Annotated in this window: 16 protein-coding genes; 2 read left to right on the top strand and 14 right to left on the bottom strand. The window is 59.9% G+C overall.

What is annotated here, in order from left to right; all coding sequences use genetic code 11:
- Positions 1–459: 459 nt before the first annotated feature.
- Positions 460–2,412 (top strand): M23 family metallopeptidase, encoded by a 1,953-nt coding sequence (locus ACP7B1_RS03530; RefSeq protein ID WP_346307782.1) that lies wholly within the window; start codon positions 460–462, stop codon positions 2,410–2,412.
- 15 nt (positions 2,413–2,427) lie between these two features.
- On the opposite strand, the gene ACP7B1_RS03525 is transcribed toward ACP7B1_RS03530, so the two are convergent.
- From ACP7B1_RS03525 to ACP7B1_RS03485, 9 genes are all read right to left on the bottom strand, one after another.
- The gene (locus tag ACP7B1_RS03525; RefSeq protein WP_346307781.1) at positions 2,428–3,855 is read right to left on the bottom strand and encodes a L,D-transpeptidase family protein; all 1,428 of its coding nucleotides are present in this window, start codon (positions 3,853–3,855) and stop codon (positions 2,428–2,430) included.
- Positions 3,856–4,026: 171 nt separating this feature from the next.
- Positions 4,027–6,639, bottom strand: coding sequence for an ATP-dependent chaperone ClpB (gene clpB / locus ACP7B1_RS03520; RefSeq protein WP_426136480.1), 2,613 nt, complete (start codon positions 6,637–6,639; stop codon positions 4,027–4,029).
- A gap of 208 nt (positions 6,640–6,847) precedes the next feature.
- Positions 6,848–7,582 (bottom strand): DUF4167 domain-containing protein, encoded by a 735-nt coding sequence (locus ACP7B1_RS03515; protein ID WP_346308187.1) that lies wholly within the window; start codon positions 7,580–7,582, stop codon positions 6,848–6,850.
- Positions 7,583–7,877: 295 nt separating this feature from the next.
- Positions 7,878–8,747: a peptide chain release factor N(5)-glutamine methyltransferase gene (gene prmC / locus ACP7B1_RS03510; RefSeq protein WP_426136513.1), complete on the bottom strand. Its 870-nt coding sequence runs from the start codon at positions 8,745–8,747 to the stop codon at positions 7,878–7,880.
- Between the two features lie 4 nt (positions 8,748–8,751).
- Positions 8,752–9,831: a peptide chain release factor 1 gene (gene prfA, locus ACP7B1_RS03505; protein WP_346308189.1), complete on the bottom strand. Its 1,080-nt coding sequence runs from the start codon at positions 9,829–9,831 to the stop codon at positions 8,752–8,754.
- A 24-nt stretch (positions 9,832–9,855) separates the two neighbouring features.
- The gene (ptsP, locus tag ACP7B1_RS03500; RefSeq protein WP_346308190.1) at positions 9,856–12,096 is read right to left on the bottom strand and encodes a phosphoenolpyruvate--protein phosphotransferase; all 2,241 of its coding nucleotides are present in this window, start codon (positions 12,094–12,096) and stop codon (positions 9,856–9,858) included.
- Positions 12,097–12,249: 153 nt separating this feature from the next.
- Positions 12,250–13,503, bottom strand: a complete 1,254-nt coding sequence (locus tag ACP7B1_RS03495; protein WP_182552176.1) for an aspartate kinase — start codon at positions 13,501–13,503, stop codon at positions 12,250–12,252.
- 189 nt (positions 13,504–13,692) lie between these two features.
- Positions 13,693–14,004, bottom strand: a complete 312-nt coding sequence (locus ACP7B1_RS03490; RefSeq protein ID WP_346308222.1) for a type II toxin-antitoxin system RelE/ParE family toxin — start codon at positions 14,002–14,004, stop codon at positions 13,693–13,695.
- 2 nt (positions 14,005–14,006) lie between these two features.
- Positions 14,007–14,267 carry a type II toxin-antitoxin system ParD family antitoxin gene (locus tag ACP7B1_RS03485; RefSeq protein ID WP_346308191.1) on the bottom strand — a complete coding sequence of 87 codons (261 nt, stop codon included), beginning with the start codon at positions 14,265–14,267 and terminating at the stop codon, positions 14,007–14,009.
- Between the two features lie 156 nt (positions 14,268–14,423).
- On the opposite strand from ACP7B1_RS03485, the gene ubiG reads away from it, so the two are divergent.
- Positions 14,424–15,167 (top strand): bifunctional 2-polyprenyl-6-hydroxyphenol methylase/3-demethylubiquinol 3-O-methyltransferase UbiG, encoded by a 744-nt coding sequence (ubiG, locus tag ACP7B1_RS03480; protein WP_426136476.1) that lies wholly within the window; start codon positions 14,424–14,426, stop codon positions 15,165–15,167.
- On the opposite strand, the gene ACP7B1_RS03475 is transcribed toward ubiG, so the two are convergent.
- The 5 genes from ACP7B1_RS03475 to ACP7B1_RS03455 form a co-directional block, all read right to left on the bottom strand.
- Positions 15,157–16,056, bottom strand: a complete 900-nt coding sequence (locus ACP7B1_RS03475) for a DMT family transporter (RefSeq protein WP_346308193.1) — start codon at positions 16,054–16,056, stop codon at positions 15,157–15,159. The two genes, ubiG and ACP7B1_RS03475, sit on opposite strands and share 11 nt — an antisense overlap.
- Before the next feature lie 63 nt (positions 16,057–16,119).
- Positions 16,120–16,533, bottom strand: coding sequence for a DUF1178 family protein (locus ACP7B1_RS03470; protein ID WP_346308194.1), 414 nt, complete (start codon positions 16,531–16,533; stop codon positions 16,120–16,122).
- A complete protein-coding gene (locus ACP7B1_RS03465; protein WP_346308195.1) occupies positions 16,530–17,399 on the bottom strand; it encodes a carbon-nitrogen hydrolase family protein in 870 nt (289 codons plus the stop codon). Before ACP7B1_RS03465 ends, ACP7B1_RS03470 begins: the two co-directional genes overlap by 4 nt.
- Positions 17,400–17,409: 10 nt before the next feature.
- On the bottom strand, positions 17,410–17,679 hold the full coding sequence (gene grxC, locus ACP7B1_RS03460) for a glutaredoxin 3 (RefSeq protein ID WP_346308196.1): 270 nt from the start codon (positions 17,677–17,679) through the stop codon (positions 17,410–17,412).
- 77 nt (positions 17,680–17,756) lie between these two features.
- A complete protein-coding gene (locus ACP7B1_RS03455; protein ID WP_403180915.1) occupies positions 17,757–18,512 on the bottom strand; it encodes a ComF family protein in 756 nt (251 codons plus the stop codon).
- Positions 18,513–18,553: the final 41 nt, after the last annotated feature.

The following is an 18,553-nucleotide window of genomic DNA, read 5'->3' as shown; positions in this document are numbered from 1 at the left end:
ACAATCCGAAAACCACTTGAGAGCTTCCTTTAGGGCGCATTCAGCAACCGCCAGCGGCGCCCCGCCCTCGTTGTGTCGGTATATAGACCCCACCAACCAAAACTGTCAACACGCCTTTTGCGTTTTTTATCAAAAATGTGACACGATTTATCCACAGCCCCGTATTTGCTGGACGAAACGCCGGCAAATAAGCCGCCGAAGCGTATTGTGATGGCCGCGGCCACAAACATGCCGGATTCAAACCCTAGCGCTGGCTCGCATGCGCGGGTTCATTTCCGGGGATCATGACGGGTATCTCTCTATATAGGCACTCTTCACGATCGGCGCGTTGACAGATGGAAGCTGCGAGGGCAAAACTGCGGCCTTGTTGACTTCGTACCAGTAAATGGCTGGTCGGCACGCGCCGAAAAATCAAATAAGCCTGCATCAATAACGGCGACAGGATCGACACTGAGAAGCATGAAAGAGTACGAGGGGCACTCATCCATCGATCCGGGCAACGAACCGCCGTTGATTACAGACGGGCGTCGCGGCCCGCCCGATCGCCGTGAAATATCGGCACGATGGCTGGCCGGGACCTTTCTGACCGGCATTACCTCCAGTGTATTGATGGGTGTGGCCCTGTTTGCCGCGCTTGATGGCCGCGAACAGCTGGCGACGCCGCCGGAACTGATGGCCCGCACCATCGTCCCTACCGCCAGGGACAACAGCAGCGTGGCCAAGGGCACGCGCGTTGCCGCGACCACGCCGGTCCGCCGCAACCGCGACCGCCGCCGTCTTGATGTCTCCACGGTCTTCAAAGAAGGCGAACGCGACGTCATCCGCTCCACACCGTTTGAATATGTCCGCATCGCGCTTGCCTCTGTCCACAGCAGCAACCGCAAATATCCCGGCTTCAATCCGCTGGATGTGTTTGCCGAGGCCAACGAAGGAACCGACCCCACCCCCAAGACCGGCATGATCTACGGCGCCAAGGTGGAAAGTGAAGTCAGCCTGCGCACCGTGGACTTTCCCCTCGCCACCGCACAGTTCGATCCGTCGGACGATTTGAGCGCCGACGAAGTGGAAGACGTTGTCCGCAACACCGGCGCGCTGCTGACCGACGGCGCGGTTCAGGTGGCCTCGCTGCACTACGTGGATCCCCTGCGCTTCGGCGCCGACGAGGATCCTTTCAACCTGCGCAATCCGCTTGCGGTCAAGATCATCCAGGAAAATGTCAGCGTCTCGCCCCGAATGGGCGAAGATGCCGAAAGCCATGGCTACTCGGAAGAGCTGATCCCGTTCCGCAACGACAAGGACATCCTCGGCGCCTTCAATGAAGCGGGCTACGAGGACGAGGATGCCACCGGCATGTCCGAAGCGATCGCGAAACTTCTCAACTCGCCGCGCCTCAAGGGCGGCAGTGTCCTGCGTCTGGGGATTGAATCGCACGACGGTGTCGACCGGATCATGCGGTCGAGCGTCTACAACGGCACCACGCACATTCTGACCATCGCCCTCAACGACAAGGACCAGTATGTGCCGGCCGACGAACCGGAGATGACACCGGGACTGCAGCTTGCCTTTGACGACAACCCGCCCGCCTCGCGCCAGCCCGGCGATCTTCCCACGGTCTATGACGGCATTTATCGTGCGGGCATCGCCTATGGCATGACCGACACGATGATCCAGCAGCTGATCCGCATGCTGGCGTCGGATGTGGATTTCCAGGCGCAGCTTGCCCCGACCGACCAGCTGGAAGCGTTCTTCTCGCTGCCGGCCGATTCGGAAAGAGCGGGCGAGGAATCGGAGATACTCTATGTCGCCGCCAATTTCGGCGGCAACCTGCGCAAATTCTACCGATTCCATTCGGCCGACGGCTCGACCGATTATTATGACGAGAACGGCCGCAGCTCAAAACAGTTCCTGCTGCGCAATCCCGTGCCCAATGGTGTGTTCCGCTCACCGTTCGGCATGCGCCGCCACCCCATTCTCGGCTATTCCCGCATGCATACGGGCGTCGACTGGTCCGCGCCGCGCGGCACGCCGATCATCGCGGCCGGCAACGGCGTGGTCGAACGCGCCGGCTGGACCAACGGCTATGGCAACCAGACGGTCCTGCGGCATTCCAACGGTTATGAAAGCAGCTATTCGCACCAGAACGCCATTGCGGCCGGTGTGACACCGGGTGCCAAGGTCCGGCAGGGCCAGGTGATCGGCTATCTCGGCTCGACCGGTCTGTCGACCGGTCCGCATCTGCATTATGAAGTCATCGTCAACGGGTCGAAAGTGGACCCGATGCGCATCCGCCTGCCCGGCGGACGGGCCCTTGGCGGCGATGATCTCACCGCCTTCAAGCGCGAGCGTGAGCGCATTGATCAACTGCTGAAGGACGATAACGGTAACGCACCCAAGGTTGCCGCCAGCGGCTGACCGCTGCTCCAGGTTTTACTCCTGAAACTCCACGGTCACGCCTTTCTGCACCAGCTTCGACAATTCCGTCGCATCCCAATTGGTCAGGCGGACGCAGCCATGGCTGTTGGTCTTGCCGATCTTTGACGGTTCCGGCGTACCGTGGATGCCATAGGTCGGCTTCGACAGTGCGATCCAGACCGTACCCACCGGCCCATTGGGACCGGGCGGAATGGTCAGCACCTTGTTGTTTTCGCCCTGCTTGAAGTTCAGCTTGGGATTGTAGGTGTAGTTGGGGTTGATCGCTATGCGCTCCACTTGCACGATCCCTGACGGCGACGGCGTATCGGTCGAGCCGATGGTCGCGGGATAGGCCACGATGAGCCTCCCCTCGGCATTATAGCCGCGCACCTGCTTGCGGCCCTTGTCGGCGATGATCTTGGTCACCGAACCGCCGACATTCTGGCCGGGATTGGCAACCTGGATCACCGTGCCGGGGCGATTGAAATCCGCGCCCGGATTGATTTCCTTCAGGTAAGCCTCGTCCATGTGAAAGCGCTCGCCCAGCATCTCGGGAACAGAGGTGAACGCCATCCGCTCGAGCTGGGCCTTGTGGCTGTAATCCTCGGGGATCGAAGCAACGAAGGGATAGGCCGCATCTTCCGATGTTATTGTATAGGCAACGAAGGCAGGCCCGCCCGTCTGTTCGAGCGAGGCATTGATTCCCGCTTCGTTGAGCGGGTCGAATTTCTGGCCGGTCATTTCCTCGAAAGCCGCCACGGCCTTGTCGACATTGCCGCCCTTGCGGCCGTCGATGACGCCGGGCGAAACGCCGACCCGGTCGAGGAGCACCTGGATGGCAGCAATCTTGCTCTTGGCACCCTGCCCCTTGGGCAGTTGCACGGTGGGCGCCGGATTGGGATGTGCCGGGATGGCTTCCTGCGATGGTGGCGATGCCAGATTTTCGCCCGGCATTTCCGGATCGATCAGACCGGGAGACGCCGGCGCAATATCCGGCTGATTGTTGGCCGGCGGCAGCGGCGCGCGCTCGACCGTGCGATAGTCGCGCTCGGACGGTTGCGATGGTTGCCCCCGATACGGGTCGTTCGGGCGATTCGCATAGGGATCTTCGGGAATTGATCCGGTATCGTAGGGATCCTGCGGCGCATCGGGAAAATAGTCGATGCCGCGGCCGTCATTGGCATCATTGCGCGGCTCTTCGACCGAAACCACCCGGCCACGGCGATCCACCGTCACCCGGCGGTTATACTCATCGAAATAAACGCGGTATTCGCCGCGGCGCGGCCGCCGGTCCGATTCGAACAATTGCGCAACGGCAAAGGGCGCCTGATTCGCCTGGGCGCTTGCCGTGAGGCTTGCCGCCTGCACGGGCGATATGGGCGCCGATACCGCCGGAATGGCGGCAAAAAGCAATGCAAACACAATCAAATGACGAAACGCCATATTTTCAACTTCCGGTTTCTGCTAACGCACTCTTAAGCATAAATGACCGACTTTCCTGTCTTTATGGTTAATGCGGCGCTTTTATCGTCGCATCTACAGCATGAAGCAGACATGAAAATGGCCGCCATGCGGCGGCCATTCCGATTCTTCGCTTCTTTGCCGGAACAGGGCTCAAGCGGCTTCGCTCTTGTCCCGATCGGGCGCGGATTTGACCGACCTGAAATTGAGCCGATCGGAACCCGCGGTGATCTTGACGGTGGAACCATCGAGAATCTCACCGAGCAGAATCTTCTCCGCCAGCGGATCCTGCACCTGCTTCTGGATCACGCGCTTCAATGGCCGTGCACCATAGGCAGGATCATAGCCCTTGTCCGCCAGCCAGTGGGTTGCATCCTCGTCGATCTTGATGGTGATCTTGCGATCCGCCAGCAAGGACTGCAGACGCTCCATCTGAATCGCCACGATCGCCCCCATTTCGTTCCGCTTCAGGCGGTGGAACAGGATGATCTCGTCCACGCGGTTGAGGAATTCCGGCCTGAACGAGGCCTTGACCACGTTCATCACGTCCTCGCGGGCGCTTTCCACATCCTGGTCTTCGCGCAGCGCAGTCAAATATTCCGCACCGAGGTTGGACGTCATGATGATCAGCGTATTGCGGAAATCCACCGTCCGGCCCTGACCATCCGTCAGACGCCCGTCATCGAGCACCTGCAACAGCACGTTGAACACATCCGGATGCGCCTTTTCGATCTCGTCGAACAGGACAACCTGATAAGGCCTGCGCCGGACCGCTTCCGTCAGCGCTCCGCCTTCCTCATAGCCGACATAGCCGGGAGGCGCACCGATCAGACGCGCGACCGAATGCTTCTCCATATATTCGGACATGTCGATGCGAACCATGGCGGTTTCGTCGCTGAACAGGAACGCGGCCAGAGCCTTGGTGAGCTCCGTCTTGCCGACACCGGTCGGTCCGAGGAAAATAAACGAGCCAATCGGCCGGTTCGGATCCTGCAGACCGGCACGGGCACGGCGCACGGCTTTGGAAACGGCCTGAACCGCTTCACCCTGTCCGATGACCCGCTTGGCCAGTTCGTCTTCCATACGCAACAGCTTTTCACGCTCGCCTTCCAGCATCCGGTCAACCGGGATACCTGTCCAGCGGGACACAACCTGCGCGATATGATCAGGTGTGACGATTTCCTCGACCATCGAGGTCGATCCATCCTGCTGCTCGGCCTGCGCCAGCTGCTTTTCCAGCTGCGGGATCGTGCCATAGGCAAGCTCGCCCGCCTTCTGGAATTCACCGTTGCGCTGCGCGGCTGCCAAGGCATTGCGCGCTTCATCCAGCTGACCTTTCAGGTCAGCCGCATGCCCGAGCTTCTGCTTTTCCGACTGCCAGGTGTTGGTCAGGGCCGTGGACTGTTCCTCAAGTTCGACAAGTTCCTTTTCCAACCGCTCCAGACGATCTTTTGATGCATCGTCCTTCTCGACCTTCAGAGCCTCGCGTTCGATCTTCAGCTGCATGATGCGGCGGTCGATTTCGTCGAGTTCTTCCGGCTTGGAATCCACCTGCATCCGCAGGCGCGCCGCGCCCTCGTCAATCAGGTCGATCGCCTTGTCCGGCAGGAAGCGGTCGGTGATATAGCGGTTCGACAGCGTTGCGGCGGCAACCAGGGCCGAATCGGAAATGCGAACCTTGTGGTGCTGTTCATATTTCTCCTTCAATCCGCGCAGGATCGAAATCGTATCCTCGACCGATGGCTCGTCGACAAACACCGGCTGGAACCGCCGGGCCAGAGCCGGGTCCTTTTCCACGTGTTTGCGATACTCGTCGAGTGTCGTCGCGCCAACGCAATGCAGTTCGCCGCGTGCCAGGGCAGGTTTCAGCAGGTTCGATGCATCCATCGACCCTTCGCCCTTGCCGGCGCCGACCAGCGTGTGCATCTCGTCGATGAACAGGATGATGTTGCCATTGGCCGACTGCACTTCGGAAAGCACACCCTTCAGGCGCTCTTCAAACTCGCCGCGATATTTCGCACCGGCGATCAGCGCACCCATGTCGAGCGCCATCAGCTGCTTGTCCTTCAAGGACTCCGGCACGTCGCCATTGACGATGCGCAGCGCCAGCCCTTCGGCGATCGCCGTTTTGCCGACGCCGGGTTCACCGATGAGAACCGGATTGTTCTTGGTGCGGCGCGACAGGACCTGGATCGTCCGGCGGATTTCGTCGTCGCGGCCGATCACCGGGTCGAGCTTGCCCGACCGCGCATCGGCGGTCAGGTCGCGCGCATATTTCTTCAACGCGTCATAGGTGTTTTCAGCGGAAGCCGAATCGGCGGTGCGGCCCTTGCGGATATCGTTGATAACCGCATTGAGGCCCGCGGCGGTCACGCCCGCGCGGCTCAGGATTTCCGATGTTTTTGCCGACTTCTCGATGGCAAGCGCCGTCAGCAGCCGTTCAACCGTGACAAAACTGTCGCCGGCCTTCTTGGCAAGCTCTTCCGCCGTGGCGAAAACCTTGGCAAGCGGCTGGGCAAGATACAGCTGTTCGTTGCCGCCGGTGACTTTCGGCAGCGCATTGAGCGCGGCCTGCAACCCCAGGCGCACATCGGCTATACGTCCGCCCGCCCGCTCGATCAGCGATGCGGCAAGGCCTTCCTCGTCATCAACGAGAACCTTGAGCAAATGCTCCGGTGCAAACTGCTGGTTGTTGGAAGAAAGTGCGAAGGTCTGTGCAGACTGGATAAAGCCGCGAACGCGCTCAGTGTATTTTTCAAGATTCATTCTTTGTCTCCTTTTCCCCAGAACCCTGAAGCGGCATCCTGGAGTCTTCTGGTGACGGATCCCCTGCAAGAGGCAGATCCATACGGTCAGAGCTCATATGGGAATGCTTTCCTGCGCCCGCAAGATACTCCCAAAGCAGGAATTTGAAAAAAGAAAACGGCGCGGAAACTATTCCGCGCCGTTTGCAAAATCAGGTGTTTGACGTGGGTCAGACGTCGGATTCGACAGCTGCCCGGCGTTTCTTCACTTCGGCCACGATGCTGGCCGGGGAAAGATCATTGGCGGTATCTGGAGCAGCAGCAGCAGGCGCTGCATTTTCCTCGGTTACGCGCGGCTCACGCGGACGCGCTGGCCTGCGGCCACGCGGTGCCCGGCGTGCCGGCTTTGCTTCAGCCGCTTCCTGGGATTCGCCGGATTCCGCTTCCGTTTCGCCCTCATCACTGGAGGCGTTCTCTTCGGCAACCGGAGCCTGGTTATACTGCCTGCGCTGCTGATGCGGCTGCCGCTGGCTGACCGGCTCTTCGCCATAGGCAACTTCCGCAGGCGTTCCTTCGATCACCGGCTGCGGTCCGCTGCCATTGATCTGCTGGTGCTGGACCGGACGGTCCTGCTGCTGTTCGTTGCCGTCATCATCGTAGACGCCATCATCGTCCTGGTCATCGCGGTCATCGCGCTGATACTGAACGGGTGCCTGAGCCTGAGCAGCAAGAATGATTCGATTGTAATGTTCGGCGTGCTGGAGATAGTTTTCTGCCATCACGCGATCACCACTGCTCTGTGCGTCACGCGCCAGAGTGGTGTACTTTTCGGCGACGTGCTGAGCATTTCCCCGGATTTTAACGTCGGGACCGTTGCTCTCGTAGTTACGGGAAAGTGGGTTGGGACCTTTGCGGTTGTTGTTACCGCGTCCGCGCATGCGCCTATTCTGCTGTACTGGCCTCATACTTATCTCTTTTCAGAAAATCAGGGGCGCTCATTTGCTCACCATTTGAGTCAAAAAGCTTCGCTTCTCAAGTGCCGACCTGAAGCGCGCCCCGCGCTTCAATCGCATCCAAAGTTCATAAAACTTTTGTGCTTCCGCTAAAACCATCCCTCCAAGAACAATTCCGAGGAGAAATCAAACACCCGGAAAATTCCGTATCAATCTCTTGATAGGCAAAACCAGACTTGTTCGGTTTAGAGCGGTGACTGGAAACTAGCCGCCTTCGCGACAAATTCCAAGCCTTTTTTCAATAATTTTACAGCTTCATGAACAACATTGCTCTTTCGTGCCCGGCGATATCCGTCTGCAGACCCTTCAAGGCGAAGCCTGATCTTGCAAAAATCGCCTCGACATCCATCCGCTGATCATAGCCGATTTCCACGGCAATTGCGCCGTTCACGCGCAGATGCCTGTCCGCCTGTTCCGCAATGATGCGATAGGGCTTAAGGCCATCCGCGCCGCCATCCAGCGCCAGAACCGGATCGTGCATTGCCACTTCGGGCTGCAAATCCACTATGTCTTTCGACCGGATATAGGGCGGATTGGAAATTATCATGTCAAATCCGCCAGTTACCTCAGCAAACCAGTTGGAATGCAGCACGGCGAACCGATTGGACACGCCATTGAGATGGGCATTGTCGCGCGCCGTTACAAGAGCGCCCGGCGCAATATCCACGCCGATCGCCCGAAGATGCGGGACCTGACCCAGCAAGGCAATGGCGATGGCGCCTGTGCCCGTTCCAAGGTCGATGAGATCGGCAACGCCGTTCTCCGCCACGCGTTGCTGCAGAAATGGCAGGGCAAGTTCGACCAGCGCTTCCGTGTCGGGCCGGGGCTCCAGCGTATCGGCGGACAGTGAAAATTCCAGCCCGAAAAAGGCGCGCCGGCCAATGATCCGGTGCACTGATTCGCCGTTGATTCGCCGGTTAAGCACCGTGTCGAGCCGGGTCAGGACGTCCGCCGCCACCTCATTGTGCGGATTGCGGATCGTTTCAAGCCGGTCAAAGCCGGTGATCCATTCAACGAGAAGGCGCGCATCAAGCTCCGCATTTTCAATGCCAGCTTTGTTGAGGACAGAACGGGCCTGAATGTGGACATCAGCAAGGCGCGAACCACCTTCAACCATGCCGTCAATACCCGTCATTCATCTGGGCGAGAAGCGCTGTCTGATGGTCGGAAATCAGCGCCCCGATCAGTTCATCCAGATCGCCTTCCATGATGCGGTCGAGCTTGTACAGCGTCAGGTTGATGCGATGGTCGGTGACGCGGCCCTGCGGAAAATTATAGGTGCGGATGCGCTCCGAACGGTCGCCGGAGCCCACCTGGCTGCGCCGCGCTTCCGAACGCTCGCTGTCGGCCTTCTGCCGCTGCATGTCAAACAGCCTGGACCGCAGCACCTGCATGGCGCGGGCGCGGTTCTGGTGCTGGGATTTTTCCGCCTGCACCACGACGATGCCCGAGGGGATATGCGTGATGCGCACTGCCGAGTCCGTTGTGTTGACGTGCTGGCCGCCCGAACCCGACGCACGCATCGTGTCGATGCGGATATCTTCGGCGCGAATATCGATATCGATTTCCTCGGCTTCCGGCAGTACGGCAACAGTGGCGGCAGAGGTATGGATGCGGCCGCTTGCTTCCGTATCCGGCACGCGCTGCACCCGGTGCACGCCCGACTCGAATTTCAGCTTGGCAAAAACCCCCCTGCCCGAAACCATGGCGATCACTTCCTTGTAGCCGCCGGCTTCACCATCGCTGGCCGAAATCAGCTCGACCCGCCAGCCGTTGGCCGACGCATAGCGTTCATACATGCGGAAAAGGTCGCCACCGAACAGCGCAGCTTCCGAGCCGCCCGTTCCCGCGCGGATTTCCAGAATGGCATTGCGCTCGTCGGCGACATCCTTCGGCAGGAGCAGAACCTGAATGTCCTGTTCCAGCGCTTCGATACGTTCATTGATATCAGGCAGTTCCGCCTCGGCGAGATCGCGCATATCCTTGTCGGTCGCCGCATCGTTGAGCATGGATTTCAGATCGTCGGCTTCGCTGCGCGATGCCAGCAGATCGCGAATCCTGGCAACCACCGGTTCCAGCTCGGAATATTCCGATGCAAGCTTCACATAGGTGTCGGAATCCGGATTGCTCGCCATCTGCGTTTCAATCATGGAAAACCGCTTCAGCAGCTGATCCATACGATCCTGCGGAATGGACATCATTTTAGTTCATTACCTCTGCAGATTTCACAGCGCAACGCCTGTTCGCTCTGCGAATTTGTTCAGGACATGCCGCAGCGAACCGGTGTCGCCGTGATTGTCGATGGCATCGGTCAGCTGCGCATGCAATTCACCGACATCGAGTGTACCCAGCATCGCCTTGATCGGGCCGATGGAGGCCGGCGACATGGAAATGGAGCGGAAACCCAGCGCGATCAGGGCCATGGCCGAAAGCGGCTTGCCTGCCATTTCCCCGCACAGCGTCACGTCCGTATTGTTGCGGACGCCAGCCTGCGCAATCTGGCGCAGCACCCGCAGGAACGGCACCGACAGATTGTCAAACCGGTCGGTGATCATCGAGTTGCCGCGATCAACCGCCATGACGAATTGGAACAGATCGTTTGAGCCGACCGAAACGAAATCCACCACCGACATCAGTTCGTCGAGCTGCCAGAGCAGCGACGGCACCTCGACCATTGCACCGATCTTCACCCGCGTCGGCAGGTTGTGGGCAAAGCGCGAGAGGTGCTGCACTTCGCGGTTGATCAGTTCACTCGCCTTGCGCACCTCAGCCACTTCCGTGACCATCGGAATCATCAGGCGCAATTCACGCCCGCCGGCTGCCTTCAGCAGGGCGCGCACCTGTGTGCGCAGCAGGCCCGGACGGTCGAGCGTCAGGCGGATCGCCCGCCAGCCCATCGCCGGGTTTTCCTCGTTCACATTGCTACGGAAATAGGGAAGCACCTTGTCGCCGCCGATATCGAGCGTGCGGAATGTCACCGGCCGGTCGCCCGCCGCATCGAGCACCGAACGGTAGAGCCGCTCCTGCTGTTCGGCCCGCGGGAAGGTCGACGCCACCATGAATTGCAGTTCCGTGCGGAACAGGCCAATGCCCGCCGCCCCGGCTTCGGTCAGCTGGGGCAAGTCCACGAGCAGCCCGGCATTCATCAGCAGCGCGATCGGCACGCCGTCCTTGGTCACCGAAGGCTTGTCGCGCAATTCGCGGTAGAGCGCCTGCCGCTTGGCGCGGAACCTGACCTTTTCCGAATAGGCCGCCTCGACATCCGCCTGCGGTCGCAGATGCACCCGGCCGTCATCGCCATCGACAATGACCGCATCGTTGTTTTCAGCCATGGAGACGACGCCCTTGACCTGGCCGGCGACGGGAATACCCATGGCGCGGGCGACGATCACCACATGGCTGGTCGCCGCACCGTCTTCGAGAACCAGTCCGCGCAGGCGTTCGCGCGGATAATCAAGAAGTTCGGCAGCACCCATGGAGCGGGCTATGATGATGGCGTCCTTGGCCAGCGAGCCGGCCATGGTCTTCACGTCACGGCCCATCAGTTGGCGCAACAACCGGTTGGCAAGATCGTCGAAATCACTGAGCCGTTCGCGCATGTAGGGGTCGGTCAGATGCATCATCCGCGCACGCGTGTCGCTCTGGACCTTCTCCACGGCTGCTTCTGCCGTCAGGCCATTGCGGATTGCCTCTTCGAGACGCCGCACCCAGCCGGTGTCATGCGCGAACATGCGATAGGCTTCCAGGACCTCGCGGTGTTCACCTTCAAAGGCCACGTCGCGACGCGACAGCATGTCATCGATGGAAATGCGCAGCGAACCCAGCGAGGTTTCAAGCCGGTCGATTTCCGTATCGATGTTTTCGTTGAAGAGATTGGTGACGACGATGCGCGGCTCGTGCAGCACGACATGGCCAAGACCGACGCCATCGTTGAAGGCGCTGCCGGAAAAGCTCATGGGCTTGCCGAGATCCAGCTCGACACCCGGCCGCGCCAGTCGGGTCAGGCTGCCCGCGGCGACCATTTCCGCCAGGACCATCGCCGTGGTTTCGAGCGCTTCAACCTCATCCTCGCGGTAGACGCGCTTGGTCCGGTTCTGCACAACGAGAACACCAAGCGTCCGCCCGGCCCGCAGGATCGGCACGCCGAGGAAGGAGTTGTAGATTTCTTCACCCGTTTCCGGCAGGTAGGCGAAGGCCGGGTGGGTCTGGGCATCCGTCAGGTTGAGTGGCCGGGCGCTCGAGGCGATCGTACCGACAAGACCTTGGCCAAGCCGCAACTGCGCCAAGTGAACTGCGGACGGATTCAAACCTTCGGTTGCATAGAGTTCGAGAACACCATCCGAGCGCAGGACGTAAAACGAGCACACTTCCGCGACCATGTTCTGCGCGATTTCGCGAACGATCCGGTCAAGCCTCTCCTGCGGCTCAAGAGCCTCCGCCATCAATTCGCGGAGACGCTTCAGCATGACACGAGGACCTGATATCTGCTCGCGCGTGGGCACCCATCTGCTCCATATTATTATTGGCAAGACCGGAATGGTCTTGCCAATCAACTCTTTGATTCATCATGTCAGTCGAGACGTTCACCGACAAACAGAATCTCTGTCTTAGACGGTAAATTAATGCTTATCCAGACCGTAGACAGAATGCAAAGTCCGAACCGCAAGTTCCGCATAGGGACCGTCGATCAGAATGGAAATCTTGATTTCCGAGGTGGTGATGGCGCGAATGTTGATGCCCTTGTCCGCCAATGCGCGGAATGCAGTCGCCGCAACGCCCGCGTGGCTTCGCATACCGATGCCGATCACCGAGACCTTGACCATGCCGGCTTCCGACTGGATGATGTCACAACCGATCTCTGCCTTGACCTTTTCCAGAACAGCCAGCGCCTTGTCGAGATCGCCCGAGGGAACCGTAAAGGTCATGTCGGTTTTCGATCCGTCCTCGGAGATGTTCTGCACGATCATGTCGACATTGATGTGCGCTTCGGCCAGCGGGCCGAAAATGCCGGCGGAAATACCGGGACGGTCTGCAACACGGCGCAAGGAAATCTGAGCTTCGTCCTTGGCGTAGGCAATTCCTGTTACAACCTGCTGTTCCACGATTTCTTCCTCGTCGCAAATAAGTGTACCGGGCGGATTGATCAGATCACCCATGCCCGGCGCATCGGGGTCTTCGAAACTGGATCGCACAAATGTGCGCACTTTGTGCACCATCGCAAGCTCGACGGACCGCACCTGCAGAACTTTCGCCCCAAGGGACGCCATCTCGAGCATTTCTTCAAACGAAATGCGTGACAGCCGGCGGGCCTTCGGTTCGACACGCGGGTCGGTGGTATAGACGCCATCGACATCCGTGTAGATGTCGCAACGATCCGCCTTGACCGAGGCGGCAATCGCCACGGCACTTGTATCCGAACCGCCACGGCCGAGCGTCGAAATGCGGTTGTCCGGGCCGATGCCCTGGAAACCGGCGATGACGGCAACCTGGCCTTCCTTGAAACGCTCGATCAGAAAAGAGCCGTCAATGTCGATGATGCGTGCCGCGCCGTGCGCATTGTCCGTCTTGATCGGAATCTGCCAGCCCTGCCAGGACCGCGCGTGCACGCCCATGTGCTGCAGGGCAACTGCAAGCAATCCCGCCGTCACCTGCTCGCCGGAGGCGACAATGGCATCGTATTCGCGGGCATCGTGCATCGGCGAGGTCTGGCGGGTCCAGGCGACGAGTTCGTTGGTTTTCCCTGCCATTGCGGAAACGACGACCGCGACTTCGTGCCCTGCATCAACTTCACGTTTGACATGCCGGGCCACATTACGGATGCGGTCGATATCGGCCACCGAAGTGCCGCCGAATTTCATCACAATGCGTGCCATGGGAAATACCATTCTGGAAAGGCTTGAAAATGGGATCGAAAACGATCCGCCCTGTCGAAAGCGGAGCGCGGTTTCCCATAACGAAATTATGACGCAACTGCAAGAACGCGAGATCAAGCCCGTCAGGTTTTTGGACGCAGCCTGTCGTTGAAGGTCAATCTTGGTCCTCGGACAAAAGAAACGTGAAATTCAATCACGATTCTGCAAGAGATCGGCGGTGATGTCGCGCCCACCATAGAAAACGCCCAAAATCAGCACACGGTCCGATCTCACCGCAAACGCGATGCTGACGCTGCGCCTGTACCCGATGATGCGCACGCCCGCCATGATGTCGTCCCGAATGCTACCGCGTTTGGGAAACGTCGCGAGCCCAAGACAACAGTCCCGAATACCGGCCAGAAACGCTTGCGCACGCTCCGGATTGGCATTGGCACGGATATAGTCGTAAAGTTCAACCAGTTCCTGCTCGGCCCGTGGATGAAATACGACCTTGTAATCAATGGCTACCTGGCTTTCGCGCCACGGCCCCGTGCCTCGAGAGCAGCGAACACGTTCTCGGCAGGAATACCCATGGCCGGATCCTTCTGCAGTTCCTCCAGCCGACTGGGAATTTCTTTGCGCAGCCAGTTTTCCCGCGCCTCTTCAAAATCTTCCAGCATACGCAGACCTGCCCGCACAACCTCACTGGCATTGTTATAGCGACCGGTTTCGAGCTGTTTCTTGATGAAACGCTCATAATGGTCCCCGAGTGCAATGCTTGTCATGGCATCCATTCCTCAACGCTGTTGCGACCATAATTGGTGCATCATTTGATAACAATAGATACTAATGGATAACACACATGCCCGGGAAGCGGAATTTGCGTCTTGACATTTTTTGCCGGAAGGGGCCACTCCAGAGGCAGCAAAAAGGACGTTGCCATGACCGAAGCCCAACGCAGCACGATCGATGCCGCCGAAGTAGACCGTTTTTCGCGCATGGCGGCCGAATGGTGGAATCCGCAGGGCAAGTTCCGCCCCCTGCACAAGTTCAACCCGACGCGCCTCGCCTACATCAAGGAAAAGGTCTGCGCCCATTACGGTATCGATCCGAACAGCCCGCGGCCGTTTGCCGGCCTTCGCCTGCTCGACATCGGCTGCGGCGGCGGCCTGCTATGCGAGCCGATGGCCCGGCTTGGCGCTGCTGTTGTCGGTGCCGATGCCAGCGAGACCAATATCGAAGTGGCCAAAATTCATGCGGCCCAAAGCGGCCTCGATATCGATTACCGTGCCACGACAGCCGAAGCGCTGGCAGAGGCCGGGGAGCAGTTTGATATCGTCCTGAACATGGAAGTGGTCGAGCATGTCGCCGATGTGGAGCTTTATCTCACCGCCTGTGCGCAGATGGTCAAGCCGGGCGGCGTGACCTTCGTCGCCACCATCAACCGCACATTGAAGGCGCTCGGCCTTGCCATTTTCGGCGCCGAATATGTCTTGCGCTGGTTGCCGCGCGGCACCCACCAGTACGAAAAGCTGGTGCGACCGGAAGAGCTTGAGGGGCCGCTGACACAGGCCGGGCTTGAAATCACGGAGAAGGTCGGCGTCACCTACAATCCGCTCGCCGACAGCTGGAACCGTTCGACCGATACCGACGTCAACTACATGGTGCTGGCAATCAGGCCGTAGCCTTCGTCATCATCCGCTGCGCCCTGGTGGTCATCAGCACACCGATCGTGATGATGACGGCCCCGGCCCATGTTGCCAGCTGATAGCTTTCGCCGAGGAACAGCGTTCCGGCGATCAGCGCCACCGCAGCGCCGACATAGCCGATCTGGCTGAGATAAACCGGACCGCCGACGGCCTGCAGGCGGAAATACAGCGCAAACATGCAGGTGGAAGCGAGAACCTGCGCCACCACCAGCCATGGCACATTGCCAAGCGGCCCGACGGCAAAACTGCCGCTGGCATAGAAAATAACCGGAATCAGCAACAGGGCTGTCGTCAGGTGGCTGCCCGCCGCAAGCTCGGTCGGATCGGCACCCTGCGGCCAGTCGACGGTACGGTAGACATTGCCGAGCGCCAGCAGGACCGGAATGAGCAGGCCGACGACAACCCAGAACGGTTCGGCCGGCTGGCCCACCTGCCCCCTGGTGAAGCCGACGAGCACCGCCCCGGCAAATCCCGTGAGAATGCCGAGCAATCCCAGCATATTCGGCCGCTTGATCTTGAAAAGCATCGACAGCAACAGGGTGAAGACGGGCGAGAGCGTATACATGATGCCGGTAAAGCCTGACCCGAGATGCGGAATGGCCGACAGCGTCATCAGATTGGGGATGGCATAGGAAATCAGCGCCGTGACGAGATAATACCGGGCCATGCGCCCGTTGAGCAGCGGCCGCTTGCCCATAGCCAGAAACGCCAGCAGGAGCACGACGCCAGCACCCGTCGAAATCACGAAGGCCCAGACCGCCGGAGTTATTCCGGCGCCAAAGGCCAGCTTGCCGAACGGCAGCGTCAATCCGAGGAAGGCGCCGGTCAGGACGAGCAGCGCGGGAGCGGAATTCAGAAATGGCATGGATGCATCCGGCAGGACTGTGAAGACTGCGGCAGCTTAGACGTTCGCGTTAAAGTGGCAAGTTCAATTGTGGTCTTCAGGGAAGGTCGGCAACGGCATGATATCGACGCCGTCTTCCAGCAGCGACTGCACCTCCTCGCCCGAGGCTTCGCCGTAAATCCCGCGCTGCTCCGCTTCGCCGAAATGGATCTTTCGTGCTTCCTCGGCAAAATCAGCGCCGACATAATCGGCATTCTCGCGCACCTTCCGCGCGACTTCCTTCAGCTCGCTGACCATTTTGCTCATGGCAACAGCCATCTTCTCCTTCTGCCGTGCCGTGGTCACGGAAGGAGCCATCAACGCCTTTTCCACCTTGTGCGAACCGCAGACTGGACACATGACCAACCGCTTGTTCGACTGGTCGTCGAAATCATCATTGCTGCGGAACCACCCTTCGAATTCGTGGTCCTGCGCGCAGTGAAGCGAAAAGCGGATCATGACGCGGCCGATTGCCTCTCGCTCTGGCCGTCATCCGACTGAATGACCAGACCAAACGGACGGGCATTTTTAAGATTGGGGACCTTCGACCGGGCCGCCGCACTCTGGGATGGATCGATATCGGCAACGATCACGGCCGGGTCCGCGTGGCTGGCTTCCGCCAGAACCTCGCCCCACGGCGCAACGATGATCGAATGGCCGAAGGTTTCGCGGCCATCCTCATGCACGCCGCCCTGCGCCGCCGAAATGACAAAGGCGCCGTTCTCGATAGCGCGGGCGCGCTGCAGGACGTGCCAGTGCGCCTCGCCGGTCTGGCGCGTGAAAGCGGCAGGGGCTGTCAGAACCGACGCACCGGCCAGGGCCTGGGCGCGGAACAGCTGCGGGAAGCGCACATCATAGCAGATGGCAAAGCCCAGCCGCGCAAAGGGCAGCGTGGCGACGACGGAATCCGAACCCGGCGCGTAAACGGCCGACTCGCGCCAGCTCTCGCCATTGTCGAGATCGACGTCGAACATGTGGATCTTGTCATAGCGGGTGATGATCTTGCCATCCGGCCCGAACAGAAAGGCGCGGTTGGCGATCTTGCCGTCTTCGCGGGCAATGGCGGTCGAGCCGATATGCAGGTGAATGCCGTGTTCTGCCGCCAGTTCCGACGCGGTGCGCACGATGACGTCGTCCTCTTCTGCGCGCAGCACATCGGCGAGCGCCTTGCGGTCGCGCTGCAGCGCGCCCGTCATTTCGGGGGTCTGCACGTAGACGGCGCCTTGGCCGACCGCATCGGCCACATAACCGGCAAGATCGTTCGCATTGCGCTGGGGATCGACGCCGGAGCGCATCTGGATGGCCGCTGCACGAAATGAGCTCATTGTCCGTTCCTTACGCCAGTGCGCCGGTCTTCAGCAGCGGGTCAAGACGCCCCTGCTGCTCAAGCGCATAAAGGTCATCACAACCGCCGACATGCACGGCGCCAATGAAAATCTGCGGAAAGGTCGTGCGCCCATTGGCGCGCGCCAGCATGGCTTGCCGCGCATCGGGTTGCGCCGTTGCATTGTGTTCGACAAAAGCCACGCCCTTCTTGTCCAGAAGGCCCTTGGCAGCCGTGCAATAGCCGCAGCCATCGCGCGTATAGATTGTGACATCGACCATCATCATACTCCACTATAAAGTCTATATAGGCGTCCGCAATCAAAGCGCAAAGACCCGTTTTTTCCGCAAAACAACTGTTAGACAGATAATTCTTTCGACAGAACGCGTGCAAAGGTCAAGACATCGACGCTGGAAGCGCCGCCGCGCAGCAATGCGCGGGTTGCAGCCTTCACCGTTGCGCCGGTCGTGTAGACGTCATCGATCAGGAGGACCCTGCGTCCGCGCACCCTGATATCCCGGTTGTCCGGCACCTTGAACGCGCCCCTGACGTTCACCGCGCGCTCCGCGGCGCCAAGTCCGACCTGCTGTCGGGTCGGCTTGACCCGTTTCAGGGCGCCTGGCTCGAACGGCTTGCCGCTGATCCCGCTGAGATGGCGGGCAAGTTCGGCGGACTGGTTGAACCGGCGCAGCCAGAACCGCCGCGCATGAAGGGGAACCGGGACGATGACATCGCATTCGGCCAGCAGTTCGCTGCCGGCCCGCGCCATCCACCGGGCCATCCAGGGGCCAAGGTCGGTCCGGTCGCTGTATTTCAGCTGGCGCACCATGGTGCTGATCGCCCCCTCATGGACGGCAACCGATCGCGCACGGCGGAACGGCGGCGGATCGGCGATCGCCTCGGCGGAGAGAATTTCCGCGCCGAGATCATGGCTGAAGGGAATGCCGAGCACCGGACAATAGGGTTTTTCGATAAAGCGGACTTTTGACCAGCAGGCCGCGCAAAGGCTGCCCGGCTCGCAGACAAGACTCTGGCATTCCGCACAAACCGGCGGAAACAGCAGCATGAACAGGCGATTTGTCACGATGCGCGCAAAAGCGCGGGCGGTTTCCATTGCAATTCCATCCGGGGCAACGCATTTAGCGGGAAGAACTA

The organism is Phyllobacterium sp. SL163 (assembly GCF_049896885.1).
Lineage (GTDB): Bacteria > Pseudomonadota > Alphaproteobacteria > Rhizobiales > Rhizobiaceae > Phyllobacterium > Phyllobacterium calauticae.
Note: the sequence above shows the minus strand (reverse complement) of the source record. Positions and strands in the feature narration are given on the sequence as shown.

Bases quoted from the DNA above. Each gene is read 5' to 3' on its own strand.
- ACP7B1_RS03530 (WP_346307782.1), top strand. From the start codon at position 460: ATGAAAGAGTACGAGGGGCACTCATCCATCGATCCGGGCAACGAACCG.
- ACP7B1_RS03525 (WP_346307781.1), bottom strand. From the start codon at position 3,855: ATGGCGTTTCGTCATTTGATTGTGTTTGCATTGCTTTTTGCCGCCATT.
- clpB (WP_426136480.1), bottom strand. From the start codon at position 6,639: ATGAATCTTGAAAAATACACTGAGCGCGTTCGCGGCTTTATCCAGTCT.
- ACP7B1_RS03515 (WP_346308187.1), bottom strand. From the start codon at position 7,582: ATGAGGCCAGTACAGCAGAATAGGCGCATGCGCGGACGCGGTAACAAC.
- prmC (WP_426136513.1), bottom strand. From the start codon at position 8,747: ATGGTTGAAGGTGGTTCGCGCCTTGCTGATGTCCACATTCAGGCCCGT.
- prfA (WP_346308189.1), bottom strand. From the start codon at position 9,831: ATGATGTCCATTCCGCAGGATCGTATGGATCAGCTGCTGAAGCGGTTT.
- ptsP (WP_346308190.1), bottom strand. From the start codon at position 12,096: ATGCTGAAGCGTCTCCGCGAATTGATGGCGGAGGCTCTTGAGCCGCAG.
- ACP7B1_RS03495 (WP_182552176.1), bottom strand. From the start codon at position 13,503: ATGGCACGCATTGTGATGAAATTCGGCGGCACTTCGGTGGCCGATATC.
- ACP7B1_RS03485 (WP_346308191.1), bottom strand. From the start codon at position 14,267: ATGACAAGCATTGCACTCGGGGACCATTATGAGCGTTTCATCAAGAAA.
- ubiG (WP_426136476.1), top strand. From the start codon at position 14,424: ATGACCGAAGCCCAACGCAGCACGATCGATGCCGCCGAAGTAGACCGT.
- ACP7B1_RS03475 (WP_346308193.1), bottom strand. From the start codon at position 16,056: ATGCCATTTCTGAATTCCGCTCCCGCGCTGCTCGTCCTGACCGGCGCC.
- ACP7B1_RS03470 (WP_346308194.1), bottom strand. From the start codon at position 16,533: ATGATCCGCTTTTCGCTTCACTGCGCGCAGGACCACGAATTCGAAGGG.
- ACP7B1_RS03465 (WP_346308195.1), bottom strand. From the start codon at position 17,399: ATGAGCTCATTTCGTGCAGCGGCCATCCAGATGCGCTCCGGCGTCGAT.
- grxC (WP_346308196.1), bottom strand. From the start codon at position 17,679: ATGGTCGATGTCACAATCTATACGCGCGATGGCTGCGGCTATTGCACG.
- ACP7B1_RS03455 (WP_403180915.1), bottom strand. From the start codon at position 18,512: ATGGAAACCGCCCGCGCTTTTGCGCGCATCGTGACAAATCGCCTGTTC.